General features: G+C 73.7%; 20 protein-coding genes. 6 read left to right on the plus strand and 14 right to left on the minus strand.

Translation table 11 applies throughout. The features are described 5' to 3' along the window. Positions 1–62: 62 nt before the first annotated feature. Positions 63–1,520, plus strand: a complete 1,458-nt coding sequence (gene radA / locus M2302_RS07975) for a DNA repair protein RadA (protein ID WP_280837278.1) — start codon at positions 63–65, stop codon at positions 1,518–1,520. Positions 1,521–1,662: 142 nt separating this feature from the next. Further along, positions 1,663–2,844 (plus strand): DNA integrity scanning diadenylate cyclase DisA, encoded by a 1,182-nt coding sequence (gene disA, locus M2302_RS07980; RefSeq protein WP_280837279.1) that lies wholly within the window; start codon positions 1,663–1,665, stop codon positions 2,842–2,844. 9 nt (positions 2,845–2,853) lie between these two features. Here the strand turns inward: disA and M2302_RS07985 are convergent, their stop codons facing one another. The 3 genes from M2302_RS07985 to M2302_RS07995 all read right to left on the minus strand — a co-directional run bounded on the left by M2302_RS07985 (position 2,854) and on the right by M2302_RS07995 (position 4,762). After that, positions 2,854–3,582 carry a hypothetical protein gene (locus tag M2302_RS07985; RefSeq protein ID WP_280837280.1) on the minus strand — a complete coding sequence of 243 codons (729 nt, stop codon included), beginning with the start codon at positions 3,580–3,582 and terminating at the stop codon, positions 2,854–2,856. Positions 3,583–3,689: 107 nt separating this feature from the next. Continuing rightward, the gene (locus tag M2302_RS07990) at positions 3,690–4,253 is read right to left on the minus strand and encodes a peptide deformylase (RefSeq protein WP_280837281.1); all 564 of its coding nucleotides are present in this window, start codon (positions 4,251–4,253) and stop codon (positions 3,690–3,692) included. After that, the gene (locus M2302_RS07995) at positions 4,250–4,762 is read right to left on the minus strand and encodes an ACT domain-containing protein (protein ID WP_154941390.1); all 513 of its coding nucleotides are present in this window, start codon (positions 4,760–4,762) and stop codon (positions 4,250–4,252) included. The genes M2302_RS07990 and M2302_RS07995 overlap by 4 nt, the downstream gene beginning before the upstream one ends. Before the next feature lie 96 nt (positions 4,763–4,858). On the opposite strand from M2302_RS07995, the gene M2302_RS08000 reads away from it, so the two are divergent. Beyond that, positions 4,859–5,764, plus strand: coding sequence for an A/G-specific adenine glycosylase (locus M2302_RS08000; RefSeq protein WP_280837282.1), 906 nt, complete (start codon positions 4,859–4,861; stop codon positions 5,762–5,764). A gap of 310 nt (positions 5,765–6,074) precedes the next feature. On the opposite strand, the gene M2302_RS08005 is transcribed toward M2302_RS08000, so the two are convergent. From M2302_RS08005 to lysS, 3 genes are all read right to left on the minus strand, one after another. Further along, positions 6,075–8,606 carry an ATP-dependent Clp protease ATP-binding subunit gene (locus tag M2302_RS08005; protein WP_088959962.1) on the minus strand — a complete coding sequence of 844 codons (2,532 nt, stop codon included), beginning with the start codon at positions 8,604–8,606 and terminating at the stop codon, positions 6,075–6,077. A 540-nt stretch (positions 8,607–9,146) separates the two neighbouring features. Then, positions 9,147–9,497, minus strand: coding sequence for an Lsr2 family protein (locus M2302_RS08010; RefSeq protein ID WP_348529409.1), 351 nt, complete (start codon positions 9,495–9,497; stop codon positions 9,147–9,149). Between the two features lie 107 nt (positions 9,498–9,604). After that, a complete protein-coding gene (gene lysS / locus M2302_RS08015) occupies positions 9,605–11,113 on the minus strand; it encodes a lysine--tRNA ligase (protein ID WP_280837284.1) in 1,509 nt (502 codons plus the stop codon). A 90-nt stretch (positions 11,114–11,203) separates the two neighbouring features. On the opposite strand from lysS, the gene M2302_RS08020 reads away from it, so the two are divergent. Beyond that, positions 11,204–11,944, plus strand: a complete 741-nt coding sequence (locus M2302_RS08020) for a class I SAM-dependent methyltransferase (RefSeq protein WP_280837285.1) — start codon at positions 11,204–11,206, stop codon at positions 11,942–11,944. A 33-nt stretch (positions 11,945–11,977) separates the two neighbouring features. Here M2302_RS08020 and M2302_RS08025 read toward each other — a convergent pair whose 3' ends face one another. From M2302_RS08025 to M2302_RS08060, 8 genes are all read right to left on the minus strand, one after another. Continuing rightward, a complete protein-coding gene (locus tag M2302_RS08025; protein WP_154941384.1) occupies positions 11,978–12,736 on the minus strand; it encodes a type III pantothenate kinase in 759 nt (252 codons plus the stop codon). Positions 12,737–12,828: 92 nt separating this feature from the next. Then, positions 12,829–13,725 carry a carboxylating nicotinate-nucleotide diphosphorylase gene (gene nadC / locus M2302_RS08030; protein WP_280837286.1) on the minus strand — a complete coding sequence of 299 codons (897 nt, stop codon included), beginning with the start codon at positions 13,723–13,725 and terminating at the stop codon, positions 12,829–12,831. Positions 13,726–13,898: 173 nt separating this feature from the next. Beyond that, positions 13,899–15,593 carry an L-aspartate oxidase gene (locus tag M2302_RS08035; protein WP_280837287.1) on the minus strand — a complete coding sequence of 565 codons (1,695 nt, stop codon included), beginning with the start codon at positions 15,591–15,593 and terminating at the stop codon, positions 13,899–13,901. Positions 15,594–15,666: 73 nt separating this feature from the next. After that, on the minus strand, positions 15,667–16,563 hold the full coding sequence (locus M2302_RS08040; protein ID WP_280837288.1) for a septum formation family protein: 897 nt from the start codon (positions 16,561–16,563) through the stop codon (positions 15,667–15,669). 89 nt (positions 16,564–16,652) lie between these two features. Next, positions 16,653–17,078 carry an aspartate 1-decarboxylase gene (gene panD, locus M2302_RS08045; RefSeq protein WP_280837289.1) on the minus strand — a complete coding sequence of 142 codons (426 nt, stop codon included), beginning with the start codon at positions 17,076–17,078 and terminating at the stop codon, positions 16,653–16,655. Positions 17,079–17,112: 34 nt separating this feature from the next. Beyond that, positions 17,113–17,961 (minus strand): pantoate--beta-alanine ligase, encoded by an 849-nt coding sequence (gene panC, locus M2302_RS08050; protein ID WP_280837290.1) that lies wholly within the window; start codon positions 17,959–17,961, stop codon positions 17,113–17,115. After that, positions 17,958–18,935, minus strand: a complete 978-nt coding sequence (locus tag M2302_RS08055) for a DUF2520 domain-containing protein (protein WP_280837291.1) — start codon at positions 18,933–18,935, stop codon at positions 17,958–17,960. The genes panC and M2302_RS08055 overlap by 4 nt, the downstream gene beginning before the upstream one ends. 251 nt (positions 18,936–19,186) lie before the next feature. Next, positions 19,187–20,461, minus strand: coding sequence for a phytase (locus M2302_RS08060; RefSeq protein ID WP_280837292.1), 1,275 nt, complete (start codon positions 20,459–20,461; stop codon positions 19,187–19,189). Between the two features lie 46 nt (positions 20,462–20,507). On the opposite strand from M2302_RS08060, the gene M2302_RS08065 reads away from it, so the two are divergent. Together M2302_RS08065 and M2302_RS08070 are read left to right on the plus strand one after the other, a co-directional pair. Then, positions 20,508–21,578: an SAM-dependent methyltransferase gene (locus tag M2302_RS08065; RefSeq protein WP_280837424.1), complete on the plus strand. Its 1,071-nt coding sequence runs from the start codon at positions 20,508–20,510 to the stop codon at positions 21,576–21,578. Next, positions 21,575–22,744 carry an NADH-quinone oxidoreductase subunit D gene (locus tag M2302_RS08070; protein ID WP_280837293.1) on the plus strand — a complete coding sequence of 390 codons (1,170 nt, stop codon included), beginning with the start codon at positions 21,575–21,577 and terminating at the stop codon, positions 22,742–22,744. The genes M2302_RS08065 and M2302_RS08070 overlap by 4 nt, the downstream gene beginning before the upstream one ends. Positions 22,745–22,763 lie beyond the last annotated feature (19 nt).

Consider the following 22,763-nt stretch of genomic DNA (forward strand, 5'->3'; position numbering starts at 1 on the left):
GCCGGCGTGGTGACCACCACGCCGGCGGTGTTTTCGTCGTACCAGGGGGTTAGCGTCCTGTGGTGACCACCTCCCGATCGACCCCGGCACGGGGTGGCGCGGCCTCCGGCGCCTCCCGCGGCCGAGCCGCCCGCGAGCCCCGCCCGGCCTACGAGTGCGACGCCTGCGGGCACCAGCCGCCCAAGTGGGTGGGGCGCTGCCCCGAGTGCGGTGAGTGGGGCTCGGTGGTCGAGTGCACGGTGACCGGGCCGATGGTCTCCGGCCGGGTGGTCAGCTCCCGGCTGCCGGCCGAGCCGGCCCGGCCGATCGCCACGATCAGCGCCGCCCCCGCCCGGGCCCGGCCCACCGGGGTCAGCGAGCTCGACCGGGTCCTCGGCGGCGGCCTCGTGCCCGGCGCGGTGGTGCTGCTCGCCGGCGAGCCCGGGGTCGGCAAGTCGACGCTGCTGCTCGACGTGGCCCAGCAGTGGGCCGCCGGCGCGGGCAGCCCCTCCCTGGTGGTCAGCGGCGAGGAGTCGGTCAGCCAGGTCCGGCTGCGCGCCGAGCGGATGGGCACCCTGCACGACCAGCTCTACCTGGCCGCCGAGAGCGACCTGAGCGCGGTGCTCGGCCACCTCGACGCGGTGAAGCCGGGGCTGCTGGTGCTCGACTCGGTGCAGACCATCTCCACCACCGGCACCGAGGGGGTGCCGGGCGGGGTCACCCAGGTCCGGGCGGTCACCGCCGCCCTGGTCGCCGTCGCCAAGGAGCGCGGCATCGCCACCGTGCTGGTCGGCCACGTCACCAAGGACGGCCAGGTCGCCGGTCCCCGGGTGCTGGAGCACCTGGTCGACGTGGTGCTGCACTTCGAGGGCGACAAGCACTCGTCGCTGCGGATGGTCCGGGGCATCAAGAACCGGTTCGGCGCCGCCGACGAGGTCGGCTGCTTCGAGATGCACGAGGGGGGCATCAGCAGCCTCGCCGACCCGTCCGGGCTCTTCCTGACCCGCTACTCGGAGCCGGTGCCCGGCACCTGCGTGACGGTCGCGATGGAGGGGCGGCGGGCCCTGGTCACCGAGGTGCAGGCGCTGATCGGCGCGACGGTCGCCGGCTCGCCGAGGCGGACGGTCTCCGGGCTGGACGGGGCCCGGCTGGCCATGGTGTTGGCCGTGCTCCAGCGCCGCACCGAGCGGCTGACGCTGCACGACCGGGAGGTGTTCGCCGCCACCGTCGGTGGCATCCGGGTGGTGGAGCCGGCGGCCGACCTGGCCGTCGCCCTGGCCGTCGCGTCCGGCGGGCTGAACCTGGCCATCGCGCCCAACCTGGTGGCGATCGGCGAGGTCGGGTTGACCGGCGAGGTGCGGCGGGTGGGCGCGGTCCCCCGCCGGTTGGCGGAGGCGGCCCGGCTCGGCTTCCGGGTGGCGCTGGTGCCGCAGGGCTGCGGGCCCGGCAGCACCGGGGCGGGCCCGGAGAACATGCGGGTGATGGAGGTCACGGATGTGCGCTCGGCGCTGCAGTGTGTCGCCCGCGCATCCGCCGAATGACCCACGGTGGCCGCCGGGCCGGACCGCACGGGCCATACCGGACAGGCCCGGCACAGCCGCCGACACTTCAGGGATCCGACGCCGTGGCACATCACAGTAACCACGACAGCACCCACCGCACGGCAGTCCGTAGACTGTGCGCGTGCCGATCGACCGCGATACCACCAAGCCTGCCGGCGCGACGCCCCACGCCCGCACCGGCGCCGTGGGCTCGCCCGCCCGCCCGATCAGCGTGAGCGTGACCGGGGGCGCCGGGAGCGCCGGCGATCCGCTGCGGGCGAACCTCGCCCTGATGGCGCCCGGCACCGCGCTGCGCGACGGCCTCGAGCGGATCCTCCGGGGCCGCACCGGCGCCCTGATCGTGCTCGGCTACGACAAGGTCGTCGACCAGATCTGCACCGGCGGATTCCCGATGGACGTCGAGTTCTCGGCCACCCGGGTCCGCGAGCTGTGCAAGATGGACGGCGCCGTGGTGCTCTCCAGCGACGGCACCCGGATCGTCCAGGCGGGCGTGCACCTGATGCCCGACCCGTCCATCCCGACCGAGGAGTCCGGCACCCGGCACCGCACCGCGGAGCGGGTCGCCCGGCAGACCGGCTATCCGGTCATCTCGGTCAGCCAGTCCATGCGGATCATCAGCCTCTACGTCAACGGCCAGCGGCATGTCCTGGACGACTCGGCGGCCATCCTGTCCCGGGCCAACCAGGCGCTGGCCACCCTGGAGCGCTACAAGCTCCGCCTGGACGAGGTCTCCGGCACCCTCTCCGCGCTGGAGATCGAGGACCTGGTCACCGTCCGCGACGCGGTCGCGGTGGTGCAGCGGCTGGAGATGGTCCGCCGGATCGCCGACGAGATCGCCGGGTACGTGGTGGAGCTGGGCACCGACGGCCGGCTGCTCGCCCTCCAGCTCGACGAGCTGATGGCCGGCGTGGACGCCGACCGCACCCTGGTCATCCGCGACTACCTGCCCACCGGCCGCAAGTCGCGCACCCTCGACGAGGCGCTGGTCGAGCTGGACCTGCTCGGCGCCACCGAACTGATCGACCTGGTCTCGGTGGCCAAGGCGATCGGCTACCCGGCCGCCACCGACGCCCTCGACGCGGCGGTCAGCCCGCGCGGCTTCCGGCTGCTGGCCAAGGTGCCTCGGCTGCCGGTGGCGATCGTCGACCGGCTGGTCGTGCACTTCGGCAGCCTCCAGCGGCTGCTCGGCGCCACCGTGGAGGACCTCCAGGCCGTCGACGGGGTCGGCGACGCCCGGGCCCGGGGCGTACGGGAAGGGCTGTCCCGGCTCGCCGAGGCGTCCATCCTGGAGCGGTACGTCTGACCGGTCCGGTCAGCCGGTGATGACCAGCTTCACGGGCTCGCTGAGCTTGGTGCCGACCCGGGCGAAGACCTGGTACGTCCCGGCGGGCGGGGTCGGCCCGGCGGCCACCCCGCCGGCGCACCGGCTGACGTCCTTGCCGTTCCAGGTCAGCTGGTAGGAGCGCTCGAAGCCCGGGGTGAACGACTGCACGTCCGAGCCCTTGCCGGTGCCGCAGGTGTCCGACGACCAGACCTTCTCCGCGCCGCGCTTGACGTAGAGCTCCTGGAGGTCGGCCCCGACGTCCCGGCTGCAGGTCCGCTGGGCGGTGTTCTTGACCCGCAGCGTCAGGTCGACCAGGGCGCCCCGGCGCACCTCGGACGGGAGCGCCTGCGACGTCACGCTGAGCTCGGCGTCCGTGCAGGTGCCGTCGTCGACCACGGTCGGGCCGGCGGGCACGACGGGCGGCGCGGCCGGCGGCGCGGTGGTCGTACCCGGGTCACCGGCCGGACCGCCCCCGGAGTCCGGCGCCTCCGGCGTGGCCGTCGCTGCGGCGGACCCGGACGCGGGCACCGAACCGGTCGGTGCCGGATCGACGGCCTGCGACGTCGGGGTGGACCTCGCCCGCGGTGTCGTGGCGGTGTCCCCCGACTGGTTGCAGGAATAGAGCAGGACAATCAGGAAGAGCAGCCCCGCTCCGAGTACGACGGCTCGACGCCGCCAGTACACGGCGGATGGCAGAGGACCGACCGTCAGACGCATGATGCCCCCACCGTAGCGGCGCACCGCACTCCGACCCGTCGCGACGCGCCGGACACCGCCCGGATCACCGCCTCCACCCTCCACTCACGACGGCCGGCGGCGGCCGGTCACAGGTAGACCTTTCGCTGGTAGACGGCGTGCGCGCCGGCGACCCGATCGAGGAAGAGCAGCCCCGAGCAGTGGTCGATCTCGTGTTGCAGCGCGCGCGCCTCGAAGCCGTCGGTGACCAGCTGCACCGGCTTCCCGGTGCCGGGCAGGTCGGCCTCCACCACCAGCCGGCTGGCCCGCTTCACGTCCCCGGTCAGGTCCGGCACCGACATGCAGCCCTCCCGCCCCGGCTTCCACCGGGTCGCCTCGACCACCCGCGCGTTGCAGAGCACGAAGGTGCCGTGCACGGTGACCGTCTTCGGGTGACCCGTGACGTCCACGGCGAACACCTGCGCGCCCACGCCCACCTGCGGCGCGGCCAGCCCCACGCAGCCCGGCGAGACCCGCATGGTGGCGATCAGGTCGGCGGCCAGCTGGACGGTCTCCACCGCGGTGGGGTCGACCGCGCCACCGGGCCGGCTCAGCACCGGGTGCGGGGCGGCGACCACCTGACGTACCTCGCCGGGCAGGGCCAGCGTCTCCGGAGTCCAGTCGCCGAGGCCGGCGTACTCCTCCTCGCTCACAGCAGGTCCGGGTCGGCCGGCCGCAGGGACACCTCGACGCCCAGCTCGGCGGCGGCGGCCGCGAGGCGTCCGGCCAGCTCGTCCGCGCTGCCCGGCGGCAGGTCCACCTCGGCCACCACCACGTAGAGCGAACCGGCGAGCCGGGTGCTCAGGTCGGTCACGTTGCCGCCGGCGTCGGCGAGCACCCGGGTCATCGCCGCCACGATGCCCATCCGGTCCGCGCCGTGCACCGCCATCACGTACGGCTCCCCGGCCCGCGCCGCCACCCCGTCGGGCGTGACCGCGCGTACCGTGGCCAGCAGCTGGCCGTCGGCGGCGAGCGGGGCCAGGGCGGCCTCCACCTCTGCGGCGGCCGGGCCGACGCAGATCAGGGTCATCGCGAAGTGACCGCGCAGCCGGGTCATGGTGGAGTCGGTGAGGTTCGCGCCGAGCCGGGCGAGCACCTCGGCGACGTCGGCCACGATGCCCGGCCGGTCCCGGCCGATGACGGTGATCGCGAGCTCGTTCATCCGGGCATTCTGCACGATCCGCGCTGGCGGGCCGCGTCGCCCCGCCCGGGTCGCCCATCCAGCGGGACCGTCCCGCGTGACATCATCGGCGACGCGATGACTGAACCGACTTTCGCCACCCTGGTCAGCCGGTGGTACGAGGAGAACGCCCGCGACCTGCCCTGGCGCGAGCCCGGGGTCGGCGCCTGGGCGATCCTGGTCAGCGAGGTGATGCTCCAGCAGACCCCGGTGGTCCGGGTGCTGCCCGCCTGGCGGGCCTGGCTGGACCGCTGGCCCGACCCGGCCGCGCTGGCCGCCGACCCGCCGGCCGAGGCGATCCGGATGTGGGGCCGACTCGGCTACCCCCGTCGGGCGGTACGGCTGCGCGACTGCGCGGTGGCGATCGTGGAACGGCACGGCGGCGCGGTGCCCGACAAGCTGGACCAGCTGCTGGCGCTGCCCGGCGTCGGCACGTACACGGCACGGGCGGTGGCGGCCTTCGCGTACGGGCAACGGCACCCGGTGGTGGACACCAACGTCCGGCGGGTGGTGTCCCGGGCGGTGGCCGGCGAGTCGGACGCCGGACTGGCCACCCGACCGGCCGACCTGGTCGCCTGCGAGGAGCTGCTGCCGCTCGAACCGGCCGCCGCCGCGCTGGCCAGTGCGGCGTTCATGGAACTCGGCGCGGTCGTCTGCACGGCCCGCTCGCCGCGCTGCCCGGCCTGCCCGGTCGAGTCGGTCTGCGCGTGGCGGGCCTCCGGCCAGGAGGCGCCCGCCGGCCCGACCCGACGCCCCCAGCGGTACGCCGGCACCGACCGGCAGGTGCGCGGGCTGCTGCTCGGAGTGCTCCGGGAGACCACCGGCCCGGTCCCGCACCAGCGCCTCGACCAGGTGTGGAGCGACGACGTGCAGCGGGCGCGGGCGCTGGCCGGGCTGGTCACCGACGGACTGGTGGAACCGGTCGGCGAGGCCGCCTTCCGCCTGGTCGGCGACGGCCCCGCCACCCCACTCCCCCGCCCCTGACCCCCGCCTCCGCCGGGCCGCGCCGCCCGGGGGCCCGGTGATCGACGCCGTTTTCGGCGTGTCGCGGTGTCCGGCGCCAGGGACACCGCGACACACCGCAAGTCGTGACGATCGGATCGCTCGGCACCCCGGCTCCGGATGCCTGGCCCGGCTTCGACGCCGTTTGTGGTGTGTCGCGGTGTCCGGCGCCGCGACACGCCGCAAAAGCGAGTGGATCACGCGGCCGGGCACGCCGGGATCGGGCATGCCAAAAGGCGGCGGCCCCGGATGGCTTTCGCCGTCCGGGGCCGCCGCCCTCGTGCTGTCGTCCTTACTCGTCCGCCCCTGCGGTGGCCGCGCCACCGAGGTCGGCCGGAACGGCGTCCGGCACCTCGGCCGGCCGGTCCGAGCCGCGGAAGACCAGCTTGGACTTGTCGATGTTCTCCGGGTCGCCCTCGCAGTCCACCACCACGATCTGACCCGGGGTCAGCTCGTTGAAGAGGATCCGCTCCGAGAGGTTGTCCTCGATGTCGCGCTGGATCGTGCGACGCAGCGGACGGGCACCCAGCACCGGGTCGAAGCCCTTCTTCGCCAGGTACTTCTTGGCGTTGTCGGTCAGCTCCAGGCCCATGTCCTTGTTGCGCAGCTGGCCCTCGATCCGCTGGATCATGATGTCCACGATCGAGAGGATCTCCGACTCACGCAGCTGGTGGAAGACGATGGTGTCGTCGATCCGGTTCAGGAACTCAGGCCGGAAGTGCTGCTTGAGCTCGTCGTTGACCTTCTGCTTCATCCGGTCGTAGTTCGACTCGGAGTCCTCAGAGGCCTGGAAGCCCAGCGACACCGCCTTGGCGACGTCACGGGTACCGAGGTTGGTGGTCAGGATGATGACCGTGTTCTTGAAGTCCACGATCCGACCCTGACCGTCGGTGAGCCGACCGTCCTCCAGGATCTGGAGCAGCGTGTTGAACACGTCCGGGTGGGCCTTCTCGATCTCGTCGAAGAGGACCACCGAGAACGGCCGACGCCGCACCTTCTCGGTCAGCTGACCACCCTCGTCGTACCCGACGTAGCCGGGAGGGGCACCCACCAGCCGGGAGACCGTGTAGCGGTCGTGGAACTCGGACATGTCCAGCTGGATGAGGGCGTCCTCGCTGCCGAACAGGAACTCGGCCAGCGCCTTGGAGAGCTCGGTCTTACCCACGCCGGACGGGCCGGCGAAGATGAACGAGCCGGACGGACGCTTCGGGTCCTTCAGGCCGGCCCGGGTACGCCGGATCGCCTTCGAGACCGCCTTGACCGCGTCCTCCTGGCCGATGACGCGCTTGTGCAGCTCGTCCTCCATGCGCAGCAGGCGCGAGGTCTCCTCCTCGGTCAGCTTGTAGACCGGGATACCGGTCCAGTTGCCGAGCACCTCGGCGATCTGCTCGTCGTCGACCTCGCTGACGACGTCCAGGTCACCGGCCTTCCACTCCTTCTCCCGCTGCGCCTTCTGACCGAGGAGCTGCTTCTCCTTGTCACGCAGCTGGGCGGCGCGCTCGAAGTCCTGCGCGTCGATCGCGGACTCCTTGTCGCGGCGCACCTGGGCGATGCGCTCGTCGAAGTCGCGCAGGTCTGGCGGCGCGGTCATCCGACGGATCCGCATCCGGGCACCGGCCTCGTCGATCAGGTCGATCGCCTTGTCCGGCAGGAAGCGGTCCGAGATGTACCGGTCGGCCAGGGTCGCGGCTGCCACGAGAGCGGCGTCGGTGATGCTCACCCGGTGGTGCGCCTCGTACCGGTCGCGCAGGCCCTTGAGGATCTCGATGGTGTGGGCCAGCGACGGCTCACCCACCTGGATCGGCTGGAAGCGGCGCTCGAGAGCGGCGTCCTTCTCCAGGTGCTTGCGGTACTCGTCGAGAGTGGTCGCGCCGATGGTCTGCAGCTCGCCACGGGCCAGCATCGGCTTGAGGATGCTCGCCGCGTCGATCGCGCCCTCGGCGGCACCCGCACCCACCAGGGTGTGGATCTCGTCGATGAACAGGATGATGTCGCCGCGGGTGCGGATCTCCTTGAGCACCTTCTTGAGGCGCTCCTCGAAGTCACCGCGGTAGCGGGAACCGGCGACCAGAGCGCCGAGGTCCAGCGTGTAGAGCTGCTTGTCCTTGAGCGTCTCGGGCACCTCGCCCTTGATGATCTTCTGGGACAGCCCCTCCACCACGGCGGTCTTGCCGACGCCGGGCTCACCGATCAGGACCGGGTTGTTCTTGGTACGGCGGGAGAGCACCTGCATGACCCGCTCGATTTCCTTCTCGCGCCCGATCACCGGGTCGAGCTTGCCCTCGCGGGCGGCCTGGGTCAGGTTGCGGCCGAACTGGTCCAGCACGAGGCTGGTCGACGGCGCGGCCTCACCCGGCGCGGCGCCCGCCGCGGCCGGCTCCTTGCCCTGGTAGCCGGAGAGCAGCTGGATCACCTGCTGGCGGACCCGGTTGAGGTCCGCGCCGAGCTTGACCAGCACCTGGGCGGCGACGCCCTCACCCTCGCGGATCAGACCGAGCAGGATGTGCTCCGTGCCGATGTAGTTGTGGCCGAGCTGCAGCGCCTCGCGCAGCGACAGCTCCAGCACCTTCTTGGCCCGCGGCGTGAACGGGATGTGCCCGCTCGGCGCCTGCTGGCCCTGGCCGATGATCTCCTCGACCTGCTGGCGGACGCCCTCGAGGGAGATGCCGAGGCTCTCCAGGGCCTTTGCCGCGACGCCTTCACCCTCGTGGATGAGGCCCAGCAGGATGTGCTCCGTACCGATGTAGTTGTGGTTGAGCATCCGGGCCTCTTCTTGGGCCAGGACGACAACCCGTCGCGCTCGGTCGGTGAACCGCTCGAACATGCCCTCGTGCTCCTCACGTGCCGTGCGCCTTGATGTTCTAGATCTTGGCGGGGCCGGTGCGCGGACGTCCGGGACGGGCGTCCGTGCCTCCTTACTCTATCGCCGCCGACCGACTCCGCTGAGGTCGTGTGTCCCCGCGATGAGCCGTTCTGACGTCGTTTTGACCAACCATCCGCGCTCAGGAGGTGTTCCGGGACCCCGACCTGTACGCGCAGAGCGAAATTCGCCCCGGGTGCGGAAGCTCCCCGGCGGACCGGTGGCTCGTCCACAGGCTGTGGACAGATCCTCCACCGCCTGTGGACAACGCCGCCCCCGGCGGGAATCTTCCCGCCCGCCCGGCATCCGCCCCGGCACCGCCGCGCCGCGCCGCAGGCGGCAATTCCGGACCGCAGCGCCGCGCCGCAGGCGGCAACTCACGACCGCCAAGCCCCGTTGGTCACAGCGAGCACACCGGCCCCACCCGACCACCGGCCGGGAAAACGGCGACGCCGGCCCGGAGGGGTGCTCCGGCCCGGCGTCGTGTCGCCCCTGGCGCTGGCGTCAGTGACCCGCCTTGGCGTGGTACTCGTCGACGATCTCCTGCGGGATGCGGCCCCGGTCGGAGATCTCCTTGCCGGCCTTCTTGGCCCAGGCCCGGATCGCCTTGTTCTGCTCGCGGTCGGCCGTGGCGCCGCCCCGGCCCCGCGCCGCCCGGCCACCCACGACCACGCCGCCCCGACCGACCCGGGTGCCCGCCGCCACGTACGGCGCGAATACGTCGCGCAATTTCTCGGCGTTGGAGTTCGACAGGTCGATCTCGTACTGGACGCCGTCGAGGGCGAACTTGACGGTCTCGTCCGCGTCCCCGCCGTCCAGGTCATCGACCAGCTTGTGAATGATCTGCTTGGCCACGTCCCACATTCCTTTCGAGCAGGGTGCTCCTGCAATAGGAGCACAATAACCCGCGTGGCGCTCGACGCGTCAATAGGATGCCGTAACGAGCCGGAGAAGCTTCCGACTCACTCCGGGCGGACCAACGGGAAGAGGATGGTCTCCCGAATTCCGAGACCGGTCAGCGCCATCAGAAGCCGGTCGATTCCCATTCCCATACCGCCGGCCGGCGGCATTCCGTACTCCATCGCGCGCAGAAAGTCCTCGTCCAGCCGCATGGCCTCGTCGTCGCCGCGGGCGGCCAACTGCGCCTGGGCGACCAGCCGCTCCCGCTGCACCACCGGGTCCACCAGCTCGGAGTACGCGGTGCCCAGCTCGAAGCCGAGGACGTAGAGGTCCCACTTCTCGGCCAGCCCCGGCTCGCTGCGGTGCGCCCGGGTCAGCGGGCTGGTCTCCTCCGGGTAGTCGCGCACGAAGGTGGGGGCCTGCAGGCCCGGCACGACCAGCTCCTCGAACAGTTCCTCGACCAGCTTGCCCGGGCCCCACTTCGGGTCCACGGCGAGCCCCACCTTGTCGGCGTACTCGACCAGGCGGGACCGTTCGGTGCGGACCGTGACCTCCTCGCCGAGCGCCTCGGAAAGCACCCCGAACAGCGTCACCGAGCGCCACTCGCCGCCCAGGTCGAACTCGCTGCCGTCGGCGTGCGTCACCACGGTCGAGCCGCTGACCGCGATCGCCGCCTGCTGCACCAGATTGCGGGTCAGCTCGGCCATCGTGTCGTAGTCGCCGTACGCCTGGTAGGTCTCCAGCATCGCGAACTCGGGCGAGTGCGAGGAGTCGACGCCCTCATTACGGAAGTTGCGGTTGATCTCGAAGACCCGGTCGACGCCGCCGACCACGGCCCGCTTGAGAAACAGTTCCGGCGCGATTCGCAGATACAGATCGGTGTTCAACGCATTGCTGTGGGTCACGAATGGGCGGGCCGCCGCCCCGCCGTGCAGCAACTGCAGCATCGGGGTCTCGACCTCGATGAATCCCTGCCCGTGCAGCGAATCGCGCAGGCTGCGCACCGCCGCCGCCCGGGTACGCACCATCTGCCGGGCCTGCGGGCGGACGACCAGGTCGACGTAGCGCTGGCGGACCCGGGCCTCCTCGCTCAGCGGCTTGTGCGCCACCGGCAGCGGGCGCAGCGCCTTGGCGGTGACCGCCCACTCCTGTGCCAGCACGGACAACTCGCCCCGGCGGCTGGTGATCACCTCACCGGTCACCCCGACGTGGTCACCGAGGTCGACCAGGCGCTTCCAGTCCTCCAGCCGCTCGGCGCCCACCCGGTCCAGGGAGAGCATGGCCTGGAGCTCGGTACCGTCGCCGTCGCGCAGCGTCGCGAAGCAGAGCTTGCCGGTGTTCCGTACGAAGATCACCCGGCCGGTGACCGAGACCTGGTCGCCGGTGGCCGTGTCGGTGGGCAGCTCGCCGTACTTCGCGCGGACCTCGGCCAGCGTGCTGGTCCGGGGGAAACCGACCGGGTACGGCTCGATGCCCTCGGCGAGCATCCGGTCCCGCTTCTCCCGGCGGACCTTCATCTGCTCGGGAAGGTCGTCGGCGGGGTCCACTGGCACGGCGTTCTGCTCGATCACGGCACTGTCCTCAGAAAGGAGAAATCGGCGGGGTCAGCCCCCGAGCGTACTCAAGCGCCCAGGTCGCCGTTACGGGATAACCTGCCGCCCATGACCGACCCCACTCCCGCGCTGTGCTTCGGGGCGGCCGCCACCGACTACGACCGGTTTCGGCCCCGTTATCCGCAGTCCGCCGTCCGCTGGGCCCTGGCGGGCGTCGACGCGCCGGCCCGGGTGGTCGACCTCGGCGCCGGCACCGGCATCCTCAGCCGCGCGATCCTCGACCTGGGCCACGAGGTGCTGCCGGTGGAGCCCGATCCGGGGATGCGGGCCCAGTTGGCCGCCGCCACGCCGGGCAGCACCGCGCTGGCCGGCAGCGCCGAGGCGGTGCCGCTGCCGGACGGGACGACCGACGCAGTCCTGGTGGGGCAGGCCTACCACTGGTTCGACAAGGAGCGGGCGCACGCCGAGATCGCCCGGGTGCTCCGGGCCGGCGGGACGTTCGCCCCGATCTGGAACACCCGGGACGGGAGCGTCGGCTGGGTGGCCGAGCTGGACCGGATCGCCGAGACGCACGACGACGCCGGCGACCTGACCGAGAAGGTCACCGACTTGGGCCCGGCCTTCGGCGCGGTCGAGCTGGGCGAGTTCGCCCACCGGGCCACGCTCACCCCGGTCGAGGTGGTCGGCATGCTGCGTACCCGCTCGAACTGGCTGACCGCCACGCCCCGGCAACGGCAGCGGGTCGACTCGGAGCTGCGGGAGCTGTTCGCCACCCACCCCGACCTGGCCGGACGGGAGACGGTCGAGCTGCCGTACCGGACGCTCGTCTTCCGGGCCCGGCGGCGCTGACCCCCGGGCGGCGTCCGGCCCCGGCGGCCGGGGTCAGGTGTTGCGCTCGTAGACCATCCGCAGGCCGATCAGGGTGATCATCGGCTCGTGGTGGGTGATCGTGCGGCACTCGCCGATCACCACCGAGGCCAGCCCGCCGGTGGCGATCACCGCCTTCACCTCGCCCAGCTCCTCGGTCATCCGCTCGACGATCCGGTCGACCTGCCCGGCGAAGCCGAAGTAGAGGCCGGACTGGAGGCATTCGACGGTGTTCTTGCCGATCACCGACCGGGGCTTGGTCGCCTCCACCTTGCGCAGCTGGGCGGCCCGGGCGGCCAGGGCGTCGAACGAGATCTCGATGCCCGGGGCGAAGGCGCCGCCGAGGAACTCCCCCCGGCCGCTGATCACGTCGAAGTTCGTGGTGGTGCCGAAGTCGACCACGATCGACGGACCGCCGTAGAGGGTGTACGCGGCGAGGGTGTTGACCACCCGGTCCGAGCCGACCTCCTTGGGGTTGTCGATCGCGAGCTGGACGCCGGTGCGCACCCCCGGCTCGACGATCACGCTGGGCAGGTCGGCGTAGTAGCGGGCCAGCATGGACCGCAGCGAGCGCAGCGCCGCCGGAACCGTGGAGCAGGCCGCCACCCCGGTGATCTCCACCGCGTCACCGGCGAGCAGCCCGCGGAACATCAGACCCAGCTCGTCCGCCGTGGACCGGGCATCGGTCTTGATCCGCCAGGAGTGCACCAGCTTGTCGCCGTCGAAGGTCGCCAGCACGGTGTTGGTGTTTCCGATGTCGATGCAGAGCAGCACACGCGCAGCCTAGACGCCGCCCGGCGGGGCGAACCCGCCGAGCCGCCGGCCGGCCGGCCCGGCCCACCGCGCCGGACTCACCGCGCCCAGGCTCACGGCGTCCTCAGGTCCAGCGCGATGTCCAGGATGGGCGAGGAGTGGGTCAGCGCGCCCACCGACAGGAAGTCCACACCGGTGGCCGCGTACTCGGCCGCCACCGCGAGGGTGAGTCCGCCGGTCGCCTCCAGCTCCGCCCGGTCACCCACCCGGGCGACCACCTCCCGCAGCGTCTCCGGGGTCATGTTGTCCAGCAGCAGGAAATCCGCGCCGGCCTCGACCGCCTCCACCGCCTCGGCGACGGTGTCGACCTCCACCTGCACCGGCACGTCGGGGAACGCCTCCCGGACCCGGCGGAAGGCGGGCGCGATGCCGCCCGCGGCGAACTTGTGGTTGTCCTTGATCATGGCGACGTCGTGCAGGCCCATCCGCTTGTTCGTGCCGCCGCCGGCACGCACCGCGTACTTCTCCAGGGCGCGCAGGCCCGGGGTGGTCTTGCGGGTGTCCAGCACCATCGCCTTCGTACCGGCCAGGGCGTCGGCCCAGGCCCGGGTGTGGGTGGCCACCCCGGACATCCGGCTGAGCAGGTTGAGCGCCGTGCGCTCGGCGGTGAGCAGCAGCCGGGTCGGGCCGGTCACGGTGGCCAGCACGTCGCCGCGCGCCACCCGCTGCCCGTCCCGGGCCACCAGCGACACCTCGACGGTACGGTCCGCACCGGTCACCTCGCCGACCAGCTCGAAGGCCGCGGCGGCCACGGCCAGCCCGGCCACCACGCCGTCGGCGCGGGCGACCACGTCGGCGGTGTCGGTCTGCGTGTCGGGGATGGTGGCCACGCTGGTCACGTCGAGAAAGTCCGGCCCCAGGTCCTCGGCGAGCGCCCCCAGGACGACCGCCCGCACCTGCGTCGGGTCCAGGCCACCGGCCCGCAACGCCCGCTCCGTCGACTCCCTCACGCGTCCACCTTCGTTCGCGACTGCGGGGCTCGCAAGACCGACTCACTCCTCGCGCTCACCGGACCACCTTCGTTCGCGACTGCGGGGCTCGCAAGACCGGCTCACTCCTCGCGCTCACCGGACCACCTTCGTTCGCGACTGCGGGGCTCGCAAGACCGGCTCACTCCTCGCGCTCACGCCAACTCCTCCCACCGGGACGTCAACCGACCCTGCGCACCGACCGCACCGAGCAGATGGCCCCGCCACCGCTCGTCGGCGGCCGGGAAGTCCTCCCGCCAGTGGCACCCCCGGGTCTCCTGGCGGGCGTACGCGGCGGCGACCAGGGTCGACGCCACGGTGAGCAGGTTCGTCGCCTCCCAGTCGGCGGTACGCGGCGTGCCCCGGCCCAGGCCCAGCTCGCCCAGGACGGCGGCGGTCCCGGTCAGCGTGGTGGCCGACCGCAGCACCCCGGCACCCCGGGTCATCGCCCGCTGGAGCGCCGACGTGCCCTCGGCCGGCACCACCCAGCCCTCGCCGCCCACCCACGCGCCCGTCTCCGCCGGCCGGGCCTGCTCGGGCAGCCCGGCGGCGATGTCCTCGGCGATCCGGCGGGAGAAGACCAGCCCCTCCAGCAGCGAATTGCTGGCCAGCCGGTTGGCGCCGTGCACGCCGGTGCAGGCGACCTCGCCGCAGGCGTACAGGCCGGGGATGGAGGTGCGGCCGTGCAGGTCGGTACGGACGCCGCCGGAGGCGTAGTGGGCGGCCGGGGCGACCGGGATCAGGTCGGTGGCCGGGTCCACGCCGATGGCCAGGCAGGAGGCGACGATGGTGGGGAACCGCCCGGCCAGGAAGTCGCCGCCCAGGTGCCGGGCGTCCAGCCAGACGTGGTCCGCGCCGGTGGCCAGCAGCACCCGGTGGATGCCCTTGGCCACCACGTCCCGGGGGGCCAGTTCGGCCAGCTCGTGCTGGCCGACCATGAACCGCTTGCCGTCACCGTCGACCAGGTGGGCGCCCTCGCCGCGCAGCGCCTCGGAGACCAGCGGCTGCTGGGCGAGGCCGGCGCCGGGCACCCGGGCCGCCTGCGGCACGATCAGCGCGGTCGGGTGGAACTGGACGAACTCCACGTCGGTGACCGCCGCGCCTGCCCGGATGGCCAGGGCCACCCCGTCGCCGGTGGAGACGGCCGGGTTGGTGGTCGCCGAGAAGACCTGCCCCATCCCGCCGGTGGCCAGCACCACCGCCCGGGCCAGCAGCGCGCCGACGCCGTCCTCGCTGCCCTCGCCCAGCACGTGCAGGGTGATGCCGCAGGCCGGGCCGAGGCCGTCCGGGCCGTCGCCGGGGGCGCGCAGCAGATCCAGCACCAGGGCGTGCTCGACCAGGCGGATCCACGGGTCGCGGCGGACCGCCGCGTGCAGCGCGCGCTGCACCTCGGCGCCGGTGGCGTCGCCGCCGGCGTGCACGATCCGGTCCGCCCGGTGCCCGCCCTCCCGGGTGAGCATCAGCGACCCGTCCGGGTTGCGGTCGAACTCCGCGCCGATGCGCATCAGCTCGCGGAGCCGGGTCGGCCCCTCCTCCACCAGCACCCGCACGGCCGCCGGGTCGCAGAGCCCGACGCCGGCGATCTCGGTGTCGTGGGCGTGCGCGCCCGGGGTGTCCGTCGGGTCGAGCACCGCCGCGATGCCGCCCTGCGCCCACCGGGTGGAGCCCTCGTCGATGTTGACCTTGGTGACGACCGTGACGTGCAGGCCGGCCTCGCGCAGGTGCAGCGCGGCGGTGAGCCCGGCGACCCCGGACCCGACCACGATCACGTCGGTGGTCTCCACCCAGCCGGGCGCGGGCGCGGCCAACAGTCTGGGCAGGGCCGGCAGGTCGACGGTCGGAAGGTCCATGAACACAGTCAACCCGAACGCCCCTCATCCCGGGCGGCGGGGGCACGACGAGTGGTTTGGACTACGGCGTCCGCTACTTCGTCCGGACGGGCAGCCCGGCCGGGCCGGCGCCCTTGAGCGAGGCGGTCACCGTCCGGTCGCTGAGCCACAGGTGGCAGCGGACACCCCGGTCACCCGCCCGCCAGCGGCCGGCACCGGGCGGGCGGACCACCACGCCGCTGCGGAAGCGCAGGTCGGCGTCGTCCGGCACGCCGACGTACCGAGCGAGGACGCTGCGGCAGCCGGCGTAGAGCGGCAGCCAGTCGGCGTCCCGGGTCGGGTACGGCCGGTCGGGCGCCTTCCACACGCCGACGAACTCGGCGTCGTGGGCGGTGGCGCACTCCGCCGGGAGCAGCACCTGCACGCCCCGGCCGGTGCCGGTGCGGGTGCGCTGGCAGCCCAGGCGCAGCGCCGACGGGCCCTTCAGGGCGTCACGCAGGCTGCCGGTGCGGGTCACCACGGCCGCCGCCGCCTCGACGGTGGCCAACTCGCTGAGGTCGCAGCGGTACCAGCGGGAGCCGGCCGCCCAGCCGGGGCGGGTGGGCAGCGCCACGGCCAGCCGCAGCCGGCCGGCGCGCCAGTCGTCGCCGACGTACCCGGTGGCGCGCGCGTCGCACTCGGCGAAGGCGCCACGCAGGTCGGGCGAGCCGGTGGCGGGCGGATCCGCCCGGCCGGCCGGGAAGGCCCCGACGTGCACCGTCTCCACCCGGTGCGCCACGGCGCAGTCCACCGGCGCGTACGCGTCCGGCGCGACCGTGTCGGTGAAGTCGCCGACCTGGCAGACGCCGGCCTCGGGGGTGAACGGCCCGGCAGCCGCCGGGGCGGCCCAGTCGTCGGTGAGGTCCCCGTCGACTCCGGCGGCGGCGGCGCACCCGGCGAGCAGGGCCCCGGCGATCAACGCGGCGACCGGTCTCGTCATCGCACGGCGCATCGCGGCCTCCCCCAGCCGACGACCGTCAAACCCGACGGTCCGCCCAGGGTAACCAACAATGACCTTCCGGTGACAGACCGGAAGTGCGCTCAGCCCAGCACGGCCAGCGGGCTGGGGGTGGGATCACCGGCGGTGCCGGGAGCCACGGCCGCCGGGTCGGCGCCCAGGTCGACGACCTTGTTGTCGGCGTCGACGTGCACCACCCGGGGCCGGTACGAGCGCGCCTCGGCGTCGTCCATCTGACCGTACGAGATGAGGATGACCAGGTCGCCGGGGTGCACCAGGTGTGCCGCCGCGCCGTTGATGCCGATCACCCCGCTGCCCCGCTCACCGGGGATGACGTACGTCTCCAGCCGGGCCCCGTTGGTCACGTCCACGATCGCCACCTGCTCGCCGGGGAGCAGGTCGGCGGCGTCGAGCAGATCCTGGTCCACGGTGACCGAGCCGACGTAGTGCAGGTCCGCCTGGGTCACCGTGGCCCGGTGGATCTTCGACTTGAGCATGGTCCGGAACATCGGTCGCCTCTCAGCGGGTGTGGTGGTCAGGTGGTCAGGAACGCGGGGCGAGTCGGATCGCCATGTTGTCGATCAGACGGGTGTCACCCACCCAGGCCGCGACCAGCAGCCGGGCCGGGCCGGCCACCGGACCCGGTTCCAGGTCCGGATCGGTGAGCACCAGGTAGTCCAGCCGGGCGTCGGCACCGACCGCGGCGAACGTCCGGTGCGCGGCCGCCAGCACCTCCCCGGCGTCCCGGCCCTGCTCGGCGGCGGTCGCGCCGGCCCGCAGCGCGGCCGACAGGCTCAGCGCGGTCCGCCGCTGCTCCGGCGAGAGGTAGCGGTTACGGCTGGACAGGGCCAGCCCGTCCGGTTCGCGGACGGTCGGCACGCCGACCACCTCCACCGGGATGTCCAGGTCGCGGGCCATCCGGCGGACCAGGGTGAGCTGCTGGTAATCCTTCTCGCCGAAGAAGGCGAGGTCGGGGCGGGTGAGCTGGAGCAGCTTCATGACCACGGTCAGCACCCCGTGGAAGAAGCCGGGTCGGCTCTGCCCCTCCAGGTCCTCGCCGAGCTGCCCCGGGTTCACCCGGACCGCCGGCTGCCCGTCCGGGTACATGTCCGACACGGCGGGGGCGAACACCACGTCGGCCCCGGCCCGGCGGCAGATCTCCAGGTCGGCGTCGAGGGTGCGCGGGTAGCGGTCGAAGTCCTCGTTCGGCCCGAACTGCAGCGGGTTGACGAAGATCGTGACGAGCACGTGGTCCGCCCGCTCCCGGGCCGCCCGCAGCAGCGTCTCGTGCCCCGAGTGCAGCGCGCCCATGGTCATCACCACGCCGACGGTGCCCTTGAGTCCGTCCCGCGCCTTCGCCAGCTCGGCCCGGGTGTGCACCAGCTCCGTCATGCCGCCACCTCCCGATGGATCCCGGCCAGCACGTCGAGCAGCGACTCGGCGTCCACCGGCCGCAGCCGACCGGCCGCGATCGCCCGATCGGCGCTCCGTCGGGCCAACGCCAGATAGGGGGCCACCGATTCCGGGGCGGTCTCCGCCAGCCGTTCCAGGTGCCGTCGCACGGTGCCCGCGTCACCCCGGGACACCGGGCCGGTCAGCGCGTCGTCGCCGAGCCGCAGCGCGTTCTCCAGGGCCGCCCGCAGCAGCGGGGCCAGCACCTTCTCGGGCTGGGCCACTCCGGCGTCGCGCAGCCGGTCAGCCGCCTCGTTGACCAGGGTCACCAGGTGGTTCGCGCCGTGCGCCAGCGCCGCGTGGTAGAGCGCGCGGTCCGCCTCGCCGACCCACTCCGGCACCCCGCCCAGGTCGGCGACGAGCCGGGCGGCGAGCGGGCGCAGTTCGGCCGGGGCGGTCACCCCGTACGAGATGCCGGCCAGCCGGCCGAGGTCGTCGGGCGTACCGGTGAAGGTCATCGCCGGGTGCAGCGCCAGCGGGCGCGCGCCGACGGCGGCGGCCGGGGCCAGCACGGCCAGGCCGTGCGCGCCGGAGGTGTGGGCGACCACCTGGCCGGGGCGCAGCGCCCCGGTCTCGGCCAGCCCGGCGACCACGCCGGCCAGCGCGTCGTCCGGGACGGCGATCAGCAGCAGGTCGGTGGCGGCGCGGGCGACCGAGGTGGCCGAGCGGTTGCGGGTGCCGGGCAGCAGCAGCGCGATCCGGGCCTTCGCGGTCCCGGAGACGCCGGCGGCGGCGACCACCCGGTGGCCGGCGGCGGCGAGCGCCGCGCCCAGCACCGCACCGACCCGGCCGGCGCCGATGATGCCGACGGTCAGGGTGCGGGGGAAGACGAGCGGGGCGCCGGCAGGGGCGCCGCCCGCGGGAACGGCGGCCTCACGCGGGGCGCCCGGACTCGGGCGCAGCGGTGCGCTCATGGCAACGATCCAGTCCTCGAAGGGGGTACCGGTCGATCGCAAGTATGCGCTGGGGTTACGGAGCCCTAACAAGAGTGTGTGAAAACCTTCACCGGCCGGTGGGCGGGCGGTTTCCGGGCGGCGGGGACCACGCGCCGCGGTTACAGTGCCGCCCCGCCGGCCCGGCTCCCGGACGTCCGGTCCGTCCGGTACGGATCCGGCGGCGGACCGGGCCGCACGCCCCGACGGTGGCGGCGACCCGGTCCCGAGCCTCAGCCCAGGGCGCGCAGGAAACCGGCGTCGACGAACTTGAAGTCCGTGTCCGGGCGGGCCTCGCCGTCCGCGCCGGTGGACTCCGGGGTGTTGTGGCCGTCGTGCACCACCAGCAGGCCGCCGGGGAAGCCCGGCAGCGGGGTGGCGGTCACCGCCGCGCCGTCGCACTCCTGGGCCCCGTCCACGCGGCCGTCGACCACCGCGAACCGGCCCGTCGGGCGGTCGGTGCGCCGGTCGTAGGTGTAGAAGGTGTCGTCGCCCTGGCTGGAGACGACGAGGGTGCCGGTGAACCGGCCGGTCCGGTGGATGGTCAGCCCCTCCACGTCCTGGGCGATCCGGCCACCGAAGCCCGGGTCGGCCGCGTAGTCGGTCACGCAGTCGTCCTCCTCGACGTCGAAGGCCGCCGGGACGCCGTACTCGCGGACCCGCTCGACCGGTGTCAGACCGCCGGCGAACCGACCGCCCGCCAGTCGGGTCCGCCACAGCCCGACCTTCTCCTGGGCCAGGTGCACCACGCCGGTCGCCGGGTCGACCACGGTGCCCTCCACCTGGGGCCCGTCGCCCGGGTCGGTGCACGGCGACCAGCGCGCGCCGGTCGGCAGGGTGAACGTCGACGGCAGCGTCAGCCGGTCCACCCGCCGGTAGCTGACCGTGTCACCCCTGGCGACCAGCCGGAAGAGCCCCACCTCCGGGGTGCTGCGCCGGCTGACCACCGCGTACGCGGCGCCGTCGGCGTCGGTGAAGGTGCCCAGCCCGTACGCGGTGCGCTGCTCGTCGACCTCGGCCTGGTCCGCGCTGAAAGCGAACGGCACGTCCGCCGCCGTGACGTCGGTCAGCAGCCGGGTACCCGGGTCGATCCGGTAGAAGCGGAGCTGGTCCCGGCCCCGGTCGGTGACCACGGCGAGGTCGGTGGCACGGCCGGCCAGCCGGAACCCGGAGACCAGGTCGACGTTGTTGAACCGGCCGGACTCGTGCTCCGGGCCGGGCGCCGGCGGAGTGGCGATGCGCTGCCGCTCCCCGGCGCGCAGGTCGTACACCCGCAGGCCGCCGTTCTTCGCGCTGGCCACCACCAGGCTGCCCGCCCGGTCCGTCGGGTGCACCCAGATCGCCGGGTCGTCGGCGTCGGCGTCCCCGCCGGCCTCGTCGTCGAATTGGGAGGGGGTCTCGGCCACCGCGCGGACCTCCCGGGGCCCGTGGGTCGGCGCGGCGCCGGCGGGGACGGCGGCCAGCACCATCGGCACGACCGCCAGGGCGGGGATGAACAGTCGTCTCATACCGGCTGACCGTAGGGTCGGCACGGTGACGCACCCTGAACGCGGGATGAACTCGATGCGCTGGCGGGACGCCATGGACGCCGCCCTCTACGGCCCGGCCGGCTTCTTCGTCGCCGGCGCCGGACCCGCCGCCCACTTCCGGACCAGCGCGCACGCCCCCGGTGTCCTCGCCACCGCGCTGTCCCGCCTGGTCGAACGGGTGGACGCCGCCCTGGGCCGGCCCGACCGGCTGGACGTGGTCGACGTGGGCGCCGGCCGGGGCGAACTGCTGCGCGCCCTCGCCCGGGCCGTGGGGGCCGACGGGCATCCGGCCTCCCCGGAAACCCCGACCGCCCCGGCCGCCGCCGCGCCGTCACCCGCCGCGCCGGTGCCGCTCGCCCGCCGGGTGCGGCTCACCGCCGTCGAGCGGGCGCCCCGCCCCGACGACCTGCCCGCCGGCATCGACTGGCGGGACGAGATCCCGCACGGGGTCACCGGCCTGCTGGTCGCCACGGAATGGCTGGACAACGTCCCGCTCGACGTCGCGGTGCACGACGAGGACGGCTGGCGGTACCTGCTCGTCGACCCCGCGAGCGGGGCGGAGTCGGTGGGCGACCGGGTCGACGCCGCCGACGTCGACTGGCTGCACCGCTGGTGGCCCGCCCCGGTGACCGCCGGGCGGGCCGAGATCGGCCGGACCAGGGACGACGCCTGGGCCGACGCGGTCGGCAGGCTCGACCGGGGACTCGCGCTGGCCGTCGACTACGGACACCTGCGGCAGGAGCGGCCGGTGGACGGGACGCTGACCGGGTACCGCGCCGGCCGGCAGGTGCCACCCGTACCCGACGGCTCCCGCGACGTCACCGCGCACGTCGCCGTGGACTCGGTCGCCGCCGCCGGCGCGCGGGTCGCCGGGTGCGCGTACACGCTGGTGTCGCAGCGGGAGGCGCTGCGGGCGCTCGGGGCCGACGGCGGCCGACCGCCGCTCACTCTGGCCGGCAGCGACCCGGCCGGCTACCTGCGGGCGCTGGCCGCCGCCTCGACGGTGGCCGAGCTGACCGAACCGGCTGGCCTCGGCGGGCACTGGTGGCTGCGGCAACCGGTCGGCGTCGACCCGGCGGCGTTCATGGCACGATGACCCACATGACCACGGACGCCGGCGACCTCCGCGAGCTGACCGTCGGCACCGGCGCGGGCGGCGAGCAACTGGGCGCCGACATGGTGCTCAACATCGGCCCCCAGCACCCGTCCACGCACGGGGTGCTCCGGCTCAAGCTGGTGCTCGACGGCGAACGGGTCGTCGCGGCCGAGCCGATCGTCGGCTACATGCACCGGGGCGCGGAGAAGCTCTTCGAGGTACGCGACTACCGGCAGATCATCGTGCTGGCCAACCGGCACGACTGGCTGTCGGCGTTCTCCAACGAGCTGGGCGTGGTGCTCGCCGTCGAGCGGCTGATGGGCATGGAGGTGCCCGAGCGGGCCACCTGGCTGCGGATGGCCCTCGCCGAGCTGAACCGGGTGCTCAACCACCTGATGTTCCTCGGCTCATACCCGCTGGAGATCGGCGCGATCACCCCGGTCTTCTACGCGTTCCGCGAGCGGGAGACCCTCCAGGCGGTGATGGAGGAGGTCTCCGGCGGCCGGATCCACTACATGTTCAACCGCGTCGGCGGCCTCAAGGAGGAGGTGCCCGCCGGCTGGACCGGCCGGGCCCGCGCCGCGATCGGTGAGGTCCGCCGCCGGATGCCCGACCTGGACCGGCTCATCCGGCGCAACGAGATCTTCCTGGCCCGTACCGTCGGGGTGGGGGTGCTCTCCGCCGCGGACGCCGCCGCGTTCGGCGCCTCCGGGCCGGTCGCCCGCGCCTCCGGCCTCGACCTGGACCTGCGCCGCGACGAGCCCTACCTCGCCTACGACCAGCTCGACGTGCCGGTGGTGACCCGCACCGCCGGGGACTGCCACGCCCGCTTCGAGGTGCTGCTCGACCAGGTGTACGCCTCACTCGACCTCGCCGAGCAGTGCCTGGACCGGGTCGACCGGCTGACCGGGCCGGTGAACACCCGACTGCCCAAGGTGGTCAAGGCGCCTGAGGGGCACACCTACGCCTGGACCGAGAACCCGCTCGGCATCAACGGCTACTACCTGGTCTCACGGGGCGAGAAGACCCCGTGGCGGCTCAAGCTGCGCACCGCGTCGTACGCGAACGTGCAGGCGCTGGCCAGCCTGCTCCCCGGCACCCTGGTGCCGGACCTGATCGCCATCCTCGGCTCGATGTTCTTCGTGGTCGGCGACATCGACAAGTGACCGGCGGCCGACCGGAGCC

It is taken from the genome of Micromonospora sp. A200, assembly GCF_029893845.1.
GTDB classification, from domain to species: domain Bacteria; phylum Actinomycetota; class Actinomycetes; order Mycobacteriales; family Micromonosporaceae; genus Micromonospora; species Micromonospora purpureochromogenes.

Bases quoted from the DNA above. Each gene is read 5' to 3' on its own strand.
- M2302_RS08005 (WP_088959962.1), bottom strand. From the start codon at position 8,606: ATGTTCGAGCGGTTCACCGACCGAGCGCGACGGGTTGTCGTCCTGGCC.
- M2302_RS08020 (WP_280837285.1), top strand. From the start codon at position 11,204: ATGACCGACCCCACTCCCGCGCTGTGCTTCGGGGCGGCCGCCACCGAC.
- M2302_RS08040 (WP_280837288.1), bottom strand. From the start codon at position 16,563: ATGCGCCGTGCGATGACGAGACCGGTCGCCGCGTTGATCGCCGGGGCC.
- M2302_RS08065 (WP_280837424.1), top strand. From the start codon at position 20,508: ATGAACTCGATGCGCTGGCGGGACGCCATGGACGCCGCCCTCTACGGC.
- M2302_RS07995 (WP_154941390.1), bottom strand. From the start codon at position 4,762: ATGAACGAGCTCGCGATCACCGTCATCGGCCGGGACCGGCCGGGCATC.
- panC (WP_280837290.1), bottom strand. From the start codon at position 17,961: ATGACGGAGCTGGTGCACACCCGGGCCGAGCTGGCGAAGGCGCGGGAC.
- panD (WP_280837289.1), bottom strand. From the start codon at position 17,078: ATGTTCCGGACCATGCTCAAGTCGAAGATCCACCGGGCCACGGTGACC.
- M2302_RS08060 (WP_280837292.1), bottom strand. From the start codon at position 20,461: ATGAGACGACTGTTCATCCCCGCCCTGGCGGTCGTGCCGATGGTGCTG.
- M2302_RS08035 (WP_280837287.1), bottom strand. From the start codon at position 15,593: ATGGACCTTCCGACCGTCGACCTGCCGGCCCTGCCCAGACTGTTGGCC.
- M2302_RS08000 (WP_280837282.1), top strand. From the start codon at position 4,859: ATGACTGAACCGACTTTCGCCACCCTGGTCAGCCGGTGGTACGAGGAG.
- M2302_RS08070 (WP_280837293.1), top strand. From the start codon at position 21,575: ATGACCCACATGACCACGGACGCCGGCGACCTCCGCGAGCTGACCGTC.
- M2302_RS07985 (WP_280837280.1), bottom strand. From the start codon at position 3,582: ATGCGTCTGACGGTCGGTCCTCTGCCATCCGCCGTGTACTGGCGGCGT.
- M2302_RS08055 (WP_280837291.1), bottom strand. From the start codon at position 18,935: ATGAGCGCACCGCTGCGCCCGAGTCCGGGCGCCCCGCGTGAGGCCGCC.